The organism is Pseudomonas sp. PAGU 2196 (assembly GCF_022179005.1).
Lineage (GTDB): Bacteria > Pseudomonadota > Gammaproteobacteria > Pseudomonadales > Pseudomonadaceae > Aquipseudomonas > Aquipseudomonas kermanshahensis.
The window spans coordinates 36016-45406 of the sequence record NZ_BNTL01000004.1; the positions used below are offsets into that span (position 1 = coordinate 36016).

The 9391-nt window shown below is 63.3% G+C and carries 8 protein-coding genes and 1 tRNA gene; 7 read left to right on the forward strand and 2 right to left on the reverse strand.

Annotated elements, in window-relative coordinates:
- Positions 1–22 precede the first annotated feature (22 nt).
- A complete protein-coding gene (locus tag MFF34_RS04580; protein ID WP_238210569.1) occupies positions 23–1810 on the reverse strand; it encodes a sigma-54-dependent Fis family transcriptional regulator in 1788 nt (595 codons plus the stop codon).
- Positions 1811–2033: 223 nt separating this feature from the next.
- Between MFF34_RS04580 and MFF34_RS04585 the strand changes: the two genes are divergently transcribed.
- From MFF34_RS04585 to MFF34_RS04610, 6 genes are read left to right on the forward strand one after another with little or no spacing between them, the layout of a single operon-like run.
- Positions 2034–3128, forward strand: coding sequence for an ABC transporter ATP-binding protein (locus MFF34_RS04585; protein WP_238210570.1), 1095 nt, complete (start codon positions 2034–2036; stop codon positions 3126–3128).
- Positions 3128–4225 carry an ABC transporter ATP-binding protein gene (locus MFF34_RS04590; RefSeq protein ID WP_238210571.1) on the forward strand — a complete coding sequence of 366 codons (1098 nt, stop codon included), beginning with the start codon at positions 3128–3130 and terminating at the stop codon, positions 4223–4225. Before MFF34_RS04585 ends, MFF34_RS04590 begins: the two co-directional genes overlap by 1 nt.
- Entirely contained in the window at positions 4222–5085 is an 864-nt protein-coding gene (locus MFF34_RS04595; protein WP_238210572.1) for a carbohydrate ABC transporter permease, read from the forward strand. Before MFF34_RS04590 ends, MFF34_RS04595 begins: the two co-directional genes overlap by 4 nt.
- 3 nt (positions 5086–5088) lie before the next feature.
- Positions 5089–5889 carry a carbohydrate ABC transporter permease gene (locus MFF34_RS04600; protein WP_027593960.1) on the forward strand — a complete coding sequence of 267 codons (801 nt, stop codon included), beginning with the start codon at positions 5089–5091 and terminating at the stop codon, positions 5887–5889.
- 12 nt (positions 5890–5901) lie between these two features.
- The gene (locus MFF34_RS04605) at positions 5902–6174 is read left to right on the forward strand and encodes a DUF2160 domain-containing protein (RefSeq protein WP_238210581.1); all 273 of its coding nucleotides are present in this window, start codon (positions 5902–5904) and stop codon (positions 6172–6174) included.
- Between the two features lie 37 nt (positions 6175–6211).
- The gene (locus MFF34_RS04610) at positions 6212–7951 is read left to right on the forward strand and encodes an ABC transporter substrate-binding protein (protein WP_027593958.1); all 1740 of its coding nucleotides are present in this window, start codon (positions 6212–6214) and stop codon (positions 7949–7951) included.
- A gap of 188 nt (positions 7952–8139) precedes the next feature.
- Here MFF34_RS04610 and folD read toward each other — a convergent pair whose 3' ends face one another.
- Complete coding sequence (gene folD / locus MFF34_RS04615; protein WP_027593957.1) at positions 8140–8994, reverse strand: bifunctional methylenetetrahydrofolate dehydrogenase/methenyltetrahydrofolate cyclohydrolase FolD; 855 nt, start codon at positions 8992–8994, stop codon at positions 8140–8142.
- Positions 8995–9264: 270 nt separating this feature from the next.
- On the opposite strand from folD, the gene MFF34_RS04620 reads away from it, so the two are divergent.
- A tRNA-Arg gene (locus MFF34_RS04620) sits at positions 9265–9341 on the forward strand.
- Positions 9342–9391 lie beyond the last annotated feature (50 nt).

Below are 9391 nucleotides of genomic sequence, written 5' to 3' on the forward strand. Positions count from 1 at the left end.
CTTCAGTATGCTGATAGCACCTTCAGCGGCCACCCTGCAGGTGGGCGGGTTCGAGCCCCTGTTCACGCAAGCGTTTGTACAGGGTGGTGCGGCTGATGCCGAGCAGGCGTGCCAGCGATGAGATGTTGCCGCCGCAGCTGTGCAGCAGGTTGGCCAGGTCCGAGGCAGGGGCGGGTGGCGAGCATGCGCGAGGTGTGCCGGCCTGGGCAAGGAAACACGCTGAAAAGTGTTCGGTGCCGATGGGCTGGCTGCCAGCGAGGGCCAGCGCCACCTGCACTACGCTGTTGAGCTGGCGCAGGTTACCTGGCCAGGGGTGGTGCAACAGCAGGTCGAGTATGTGCGGGGGCAGTTGCCGGGGTTGCCCGGGAGCGAGATGCCGGGCGTGCACCTGCTCGATCAGCGCGCGCCGATCACTGCGCTCGCGCAAGGCGGGCAACACCAGGGTCAGCCCGGCCACGCGGTAGTAGAGGTCTTCGCGAAATTGCCCGTTGCGCACGGCCTCGGCCAGGTCGCGGTTGCTGGCCGAAACCACGCGGATGTCCACGGTCACCGGCTCGCCGCTGCCCAATGGCTGGATGCTGCGCGATTGCAACACGCGCAGCAGCCGGGCTTGGGTCGGCAGCGGCATGTCGCCGATTTCGTCGAGAAACAAGATGCCGTGGTCGGCCTTGCGGATCAGCCCGGGGTTGCCCTTGTGGTGGGCGCCGGTAAAGGCCCCTTTGTCATAGCCGAACAGCTCCGACTCGACCAGCTCAGCGGGGATCGCCGCGCAGTTGACTGCAATCAGCGGCTGCCCGGCGCGGCGGCTGGCGCGGTGCAGGGCCTCGACGAAGACTTCCTTGCCAACCCCGGTTTCGCCTTGGATCAACACCGGGATGTCTTTTTCCAGTAACAGGCTGGCCTGGGCCAAGGCGTTGTCCAGGCGTGGGTCGACAGGGCCAGGGGCCGGGCGCTTGGGGCCGTGGCGCGGCGCTTGCCACTGGCAGTGGAAGCGGTGGCGCCCGGCGGCCTGCAAGGCGAAGGGCTGTTGCGGCGGCTGGGCTAGCAACTGCTGCAACGGGACTTGGAACAGTTGCTCGAGGTTTTGCCGCAGCGGGTTGTCGCCGAGCAGGCTGTCGGCCCGGTGATTGGCCGCAATGACCTGGCCGCGCTCATCGAACACCAGCAAGCCCGCCCAGGGGCTGTCGAGGTTGTCGGAGGCGCTGTTGAACAGCAGTTGGGCGTGGTGGTCGGCGTGCTGCGCCAGTATCAAGCGGTTCTCCAGGCTCTGGCCCATCATCCGTACCAGGCCGAGCGTCTGGCTGGCGGGCAAGTACCCGTCGCTGGCCACATCGAGCGCGCCGACCAGTTGCCGCTCGCCATCGAACACCGGCGCTGCGGCGCTGCACAGGTAGCGGTTCTGGCGCAGGAAGTGCTCTTCCTGGCCCACATGAATCGCCTCGGCGCAGACCAGCGCCGTGCCGAGTGCGTTGGTGCCGACGCCGCGCTCGTGCCAGTGTGCGCCGGCACTGAAACCGTGGCGCTGGCGCGGGTCGACGAAGCGCCGCGAACCCCAGCTGTCGAGCAGGCAGCCACCGGCGTCGGCCAGCATCACCAGGTAGCTGGCGTTGCCTAGCAGGTGTGCGTATTGCGGCAGCACCTCATCGCGTGTCAGGCGCAGCAGGGCCTGGCGGCGTTCCAACAGGGCGCTCAGTTCGGCCGGCGGCAGGCAATCGAAATCGGGTGGGTTTTGCGGTTGCAGGCCGTGGTCGCGACAACGCGCCCAGGATGCCTGGATCAGTTGGGCATGCGGCGAAGCGGATGCGGCCATGGGCCTGTCCTGTGTGATTGTTGTTATCAGCCGACCGCTGTTCAGTGTTGTCCACCGTTGTTCATTGTCAAACCTGCGCGAGTTCAGTTGTGCAGCGACTGTGTTCAGCTGTGAACAGGCCGTGGCTGACCTTGGGCGGTGAGGGCGCGCGGCAGAGCGTTCAGGCGGGGCTGGCACGAAACTCGCTCTGCCCAGCGGACAACAATCCTAAAAAGGCCACGCCATGTCCTTGGTGCTGCAGCAGGTCAGCCGCAGTGTCGATAACCAGGCCTGCATCGTCGATGCGTCCCTGCGTTTCGAGCCGGGTTCGTTCAACGTTTTGCTCGGCCGCACCCTGGCCGGCAAGACCAGCCTGATGCGCCTGATGGCCGGGCTCGATCGCCCGGACCTGGGCCGTGTGCTGCTGGACGGCAACGATGTCACCGGGGTGCCGGTGCGCCTGCGTAACGTATCGATGGTGTATCAGCAGTTCATCAACTACCCGACCTTGAGCGTGTACGAAAACATCGCCTCGCCCCTGCGCCAGGCGCGCCTGGCCGAATCGGAAATTCGCCGGCGGGTGCAGGAAACCGCCGAGATGCTGCGCATCGAAGCCTACCTGCAGCGGTTGCCGCTGGAGCTGTCCGGCGGCCAGCAGCAACGCACGGCGATGGCCCGGGCGCTGGTCAAGGACGCCTCGCTGATCCTCTTCGACGAGCCCTTGGTCAACCTCGATTACAAACTGCGTGAAGGCCTGCGCCAGGAACTGCGGGCGTTGTTTGCGGCGCGTAATTGCATTGCCGTGTACGCCACCACCGAACCCAACGAAGCGCTGGCGCTGGGCGGCACCACGACGATCCTGCATGAGGGGCGCATCGTGCAGAGCGGCCCGACCGCTGCGGTCTATCAGCAGCCCAGCAGCGTGCTGGCCGCCGAGCTGTTTTCCGAGCCGCCGATCAACCTGGTGCCTGGGCGCATCGCCGGCAACGAGGTGAGCCTGGCGCAGGCGGTGCACTTTGCCCGCAATGCCGACCTGCAGCGCCTGGGCGATGGTGACTACCGCTTTGGCGTGCGCCCCAGCCACATCACCCTGGTGCCGGCCCATGACGATGACCTGGAGCTGGCGGTGCTGGTGGAGCTGGCCGAGATCAGTGGCTCGGAAACGTTCCTCCACGTGCGCAATGAATACTGGCGGATGACCCTGCACCTGCCGGGTGTGCACGAGTACCAGGTGGACACCCCGATCCGCGTGTTCATCCCCACGCACAAGCTGTTTGTCTTCGACGCTGCCGGGGCCTTGGTGCAGGCTCCAGGCGTGCGTCAGGCGAGGAGTCGCTGATGGCCGAGATCCGCCTGCGCCAGCTGGCGCACAGTTACAGCCGTCAACCGACCTCGGAGGCGGACTACGCCCTACATGCGCTGGAGCATGTGTGGGAGCAAGGCGGCGCCTATGCCTTACTCGGGCCTTCGGGGTGCGGTAAGTCGACCTTGCTCAACATCATTTCGGGGCTGCTTATTCCCTCCCATGGCGACGTGCTGTTCGACGGCAAGCCCGTGAACGCGCTGTCGCCGCAGGCGCGCAACATCGCCCAGGTGTTTCAGTTTCCGGTGGTGTACGACACCATGACGGTGTTCGACAACCTGGCCTTCCCCCTGCGAAACCAGGGCGTGGACGAGGGCAGGGTGCGTGCCCGGGTCGAAGAGATCGCCGAGGTGCTCGACCTGTCCGCTGTGTTGAAAAAGAAGGCGCGCAACCTCAGCGCCGACGAGAAGCAGAAGGTTTCGATGGGCCGTGGCCTGGTGCGCGATGACGTGTCGGCGATCCTCTTCGACGAGCCATTGACGGTGATCGACCCGCACCTGAAGTGGAAGCTGCGGCGCAAGCTCAAGCAGATCCATGAGCAGTTCAACATCACCATGATCTACGTCACCCACGACCAGTTGGAGGCTTCGACCTTCGCTGACAAGATCGCGGTGATGCACGGCGGGCGCATCGTCCAGTTCGGCACCCCGCGCGAGTTGTTCGAGCGCCCGCGGCACACCTTTGTCGGCTACTTCATTGGCAGCCCCGGCATGAACTTCATCGACGTGCGTGCCGAAGCCGATGGCGTCAGCTTTGATGGCTGGCACCTGACGCTGCCCGAGGGCCTGCGCCAACGCTTGGCGGCAACCGCCGGCGGGCGCCTGCAAGTGGGCATCCGGCCGGAGTTCGTGCAGCTTTGGGACAGTCCGCTCGACAACGCGTTTACCGTGCAGGTGCTGGATATCGAAGACCTGGGCACCTACCGCATCGTCACCTTCCAGCTCGGCAGCGCCACGCTCAAGGCGCGCCTGGGCGAGGATCGCCCGCTGCCGGCGGGGCAGGCCTGGGTCACCCTGCCGAGCCAGTGGCTGATGCTGTATGTCGACGATGTACTGCTGGAGGTCGGGCCATGAACAAGGTGCGCAACAACAAGGCGTGGTGGCTGGTGCTGCCGGTGTTCGTGCTGGTGGCGTTCAGCGCCGTGGTGCCGATGATGACCGTGGTCAACTATTCGGTGCAGGACATCTTCGACCAGTCCAACCGCTATTTCGTCGGCACCGACTGGTACCGCCAGGTGTTGCGCGACCCGGCCTTGCACGATGCCTTGCTGCGCCAGTTCATCTATTCCGGTTGCGTGCTGCTGATCGAAATCCCGTTGGGCATCGCCATCGCCTTGACGATGCCGACCAAGGGGCGCATGGCCTCGGTCTGCCTGATCGTGATGGCTATTCCGCTGCTCATTCCCTGGAACGTGGTCGGCACCATCTGGCAGATCTTCGGCCGCGCCGACATCGGCCTGCTCGGTGCCACGCTGGCCAAGCTTGGGGTCAACTACAACTATGCCGGCGACCCGTTCGATGCTTGGCTCACGGTGCTGGTGATGGACGTCTGGCACTGGACGTCGCTGGTGGCGCTGCTGTGTTATTCGGGCCTGCGCGCCATCCCGGATGTCTATTACCAGGCCGCCCGCATCGACCGGGCTTCGGCCTGGGCAGTGTTCCGCCATATCCAGCTGCCAAAGCTGAAGAACGTGCTGCTGATTGCGGTGATGCTGCGTTTCATGGACAGCTTCATGATCTACACCGAGCCGTTCGTGCTGACCGGTGGCGGGCCTGGCAACGCCACCACCTTCCTCAGCCAGACCCTCACGCGCATGGCGGTAGGGCAGTTCGACCTGGGGCCGGCCGCGGCGTTTTCGCTGGTGTACTTCCTGATCATCCTGCTGGTGTCGTGGCTGTTCTATACCGCCATGACGCACGCCGACAAGGACTAGGCCATGAGCGCGCGCAAAGCAGTGCCACTGTTGCTGTACTTCTTCTTCCTGCTGGTGCCGATCTACTGGCTGCTGAACATGTCGTTCAAGAGCAACACCGAAATCCTTGGCGGCCTGACCCTGTGGCCGCAGGCATTCACGCTGGACAACTACCGGGTGATCTTTACCGATGCGAGCTGGTACAGCGGCTATATCAACTCGCTGTATTACGTGTGCCTGAACACAGTCATTTCGCTGGCGGTGGCGTTGCCGGCGGCCTATGCCTTCTCGCGCTATCGCTTCCTCGGCGACCGTCATCTGTTTTTCTGGTTGTTGACCAACCGCATGGCGCCGCCGGCGGTGTTCCTGCTGCCGTTTTTCCAGCTGTATTCCTCGATTGGCCTGTTCGACACGCACATTGCCGTGGCGTTGGCCCATTGTTTGTTCAACGTGCCGCTGGCGGTGTGGATTCTTGAAGGCTTCATGTCGGGGGTGCCGAAAGAGATCGACGAAACGGCCTACATCGACGGGTACAGCTTCCCGCGTTTCTTCGTGAAGATCTTCATCCCGCTGATCGGCTCCGGCATCGGTGTGACCGCGTTTTTCTGCTTCATGTTTTCCTGGGTCGAACTGCTGCTGGCGCGCACCCTGACTTCGGTGAACGCCAAACCTATCGCAGCGGTGATGACCCGAACCGTGTCCGCTTCGGGGATCGACTGGGGCGTGCTGGCGGCGGCCGGGGTGTTGACCATCCTGCCCGGCATGTTGGTGATCTGGTTTGTCCGCAACCATGTCGCCAAGGGCTTTGCCCTCGGCCGAGTGTGAGGAGGGGAGCACATGGAATGGATGGCCTGGACCTTGCCCACGGCGCTGTTCTTCGCGGCCATCGGCGTGCTGCTGTTGTGCATGACCCTGCTTGAACTGCGCCGCCCCTGCGTGGAGCGTCGCGGCTTCCTGCCGATCGTCACCAGCCGTGGCGACCGGTTGTTCATCGGCCTGCTGGTCAGCGCCTACCTGCACTTGCTGGTAGTCGGGGTCAGCGACTGGCCTTTGTGGGTGGCCTCGCTGCTGTCGCTGGGCTGGCTCGTGGTGGTGTTGCGCTGGGGCTGAGCGACGGCTCCGGGAATAACTCAATCGGGAGATCACAATGTTCCACAACAATCATAAACGGCGACATTTGACCCTGGCCGCGTTGCTGGTGCTGGCCAGCGTGCACGGGATGGCGTGGGCCGACCAGTACGAAGACGCGGCGAACAAGTGGATCGGCAGTGAGTTCAAACCGTCGACCCTGACCCCTGAACAGCAGTTGGCCGAACTCAAGTGGTTCATCAAGGCCGCCGAACCGTTTCGTGGGATGAAGATCAACGTAGTGTCGGAAACCATCACCACCCATGAATACGAGTCCAAGGTGCTGGCCAAGGCATTCAGCGAGATCACTGGCATCCAGCTGACCCACGACCTGCTGCAGGAAGGCGACGTGGTAGAGAAGCTGCAGACGCAGATGCAGTCGGACAAGAACATCTATGATGGCTGGGTCAACGATTCGGACCTGATCGGCACGCACTTTCGTTATGGCAAGGTCGAGTCGATCACCGACCTGATGGCCAACGAGGGCAAGGCCTACACCTCGCCGACGCTGGACTTGAAAGACTTCATCGGCATTTCCTTCACCACCGCGCCGGATGGCAAGGTCTACCAACTGCCTGACCAGCAGTTCGCCAACCTTTACTGGTTCCGTGCCGACTGGTTCGAGCGGCCTGAGCTGAAAGCCAAGTTCAAGGAAAAGTACGGCTATGAACTGGGCGTGCCGGTGAACTGGTCGGCCTACGAGGACATCGCCCAATTCTTCACCGAAGACGTCAAGGAAATCGACGGCAAGCGCGTGTACGGCCACATGGACTACGGCAAGAAAGACCCCTCGCTGGGGTGGCGCTTCACCGATGCCTGGTTCTCGATGGCCGGTGGTGGCGACAAAGGCCTGCCCAATGGATTGCCAGTGGACGAGTGGGGAATTCGCGTCGAGGACTGCCACCCGGTGGGCTCGAGCGTTACCCGAGGCGGTGACACCAACGGCCCAGCGGCGGTCTATGCAACGCAGAAGTACGTGGACTGGATGCGTGCCTACGCGCCCAAGGAAGCCCAGGGCATGACCTTCTCTGAGGCGGGCCCGGTGCCGGCCCAAGGTAACATTGCCCAGCAGATTTTCTGGTACACGGCTTTTACCGCCGACATGACAAAACCCGGCTTGCCGGTGGTCAATGCCGACGGCACGCCGAAGTGGCGCATGGCGCCGTCGCCCAAGGGGCCGTATTGGGAGGAGGGGATGAAACTGGGCTATCAGGACACCGGGTCGTGGACCTTCTTCAAATCCACCCCAGAGAAGCAACGCCTGGCCGCCTGGTTGTATGCGCAGTTCGTCACCTCCAAGACCGTGTCGCTCAAAAAGACCATCGTCGGCCTGACGCCGATTCGTGAGTCGGACATCAACTCCCAGGCCATGACGGACCTGGCGCCCAAACTGGGTGGGTTGGTGGAGTTCTACCGCAGCCCGGCGCGGGTGCAATGGACGCCCACTGGCACCAACGTGCCTGACTACCCGCGGCTGGCGCAGTTGTGGTGGAGCCATATCGCCGAAGTGGCCAGTGGCGAAAAGACCCCGCAGGAGGCGCTGGATGGCCTGGCCCGCGATCAGGACCGCATGATGGAACGGCTGCAGCGTTCCAACGCCCAGGCGACCTGTGCACCGAAGCTTAATCCGGAAAAGGATGCCCAGTATTGGTATGACCAGCCGGGTGCGCCGAAGCCGAAGCTGGCTAACGAGAAGCCCAAGGGCGAGACGGTGAGCTACACCGAGTTGCTGAAGTCGTGGGAGGCAGCGCGCAAGTGATCGGCTGATGACCGCGTTGGCCTCTTCGCGAGGCAAGCCCGCTCCCACAGGTTCATCGCTGTCTTGAAGACAGGTGCCGAACTTGTGGGAGCGGGCTTGCCCCGCGAAGAGGCCGGTGCAGCAAGCCGAAAACCTTCAGGCAAAAAAAACGGCACCTGCAGCAGGTGCCGTTTTCATGTCACGCCTTGTTACTTATGCAGCTCTTCCGCCGCATACAGCGTGTTTTCCAGCAAGCACGCCCGGGTCATCGGCCCGACACCACCCGGCACCGGGGTGATCCAGCCCGCGCGCGGCAGGGCGGTCTCGTAGACCACATCGCCGACCAGCTTGCCGTCTTCCTGGCGGTTGATGCCCACGTCGATGACGATGGCGCCTTCCTTGACCCACTCACCCTTGACCAGCCCCGGCTTGCCGGCGGCCACGACCACCAGGTCGGCACGGCCGACGTGGCCGGCCAGGTCCTTGGTGAAGCGGTGGCAGACAGTGACGGTGCAGCCTGCCAGAAGCAGTTCCATGGCCATGGGGCGGCCCACGATGTTGGACGCGCCGACGATCACCGCGTTCATGCCGTAGAGGTCCTGACCGGTGCTTTCGAGCAGGGTCATGATGCCTTTGGGCGTGCACGGGCGCAGCAGCGGGATGCGCTGGGCCAAGCGACCGATGTTGTAAGGGTGGAAGCCATCGACATCCTTGTCCGGACGAATACGCTCGAGCAGCAGCGAGGCGTCCAGGTGCGCGGGCAGCGGTAGCTGCAGCAGGATACCGTCGACAGCCGGGTCATCGTTGAGGCGGTCGATCAGGTCGGTCAGGGTTTGCTGCGTGGTTTCGCTGGGCAGGTCGAACGCCTGGGAAATGAAGCCGACCTCTTCACAGTCCTTGCGCTTGTGCGAGACATAGACTTGGGAGGCGGGGTCGGTGCCGACCAGGATCACAGCCAGGCCTGGGGTGCGCAGGCCTTGCTGGCGACGCTCCACGACACGTTGAGCGATCTGCTGGCGCAGGCTGGCGGCGATCGCCTTGCCATCGATTAGGTGTGCAGTCATAGACGCGTGATTAACCATCGAGAAGGAAACAATAAAGAGGGCACATTCTCGCACGACACGGCCCGAGGGCAAAGGCGGGTGGTCGGGCAAATCCCCTAACCCCTTAAATAATTTAAATTTTTTTGAGAAAGATGTTGACGACCCTGCGCCTCGACTATAACATTCGCCGCACTTGTCGGGCACTGCCTAGCACTGGTTGGCAAAGTCGGGCAGAATGAATGGTTTAGCGGTTCTCTGCTAAAGCATCGTTCGGTTAGGCTGATCGCTTATGCGCCCGTAGCTCAGCTGGATAGAGCATCCGCCTTCTAAGCGGATGGTCGCAGGTTCGAGTCCTGCCGGGTGCGCCATCAGGCAGCTTAGGCAAGCAAGTAGATGTACCGCAATATGGTGGGCGTAG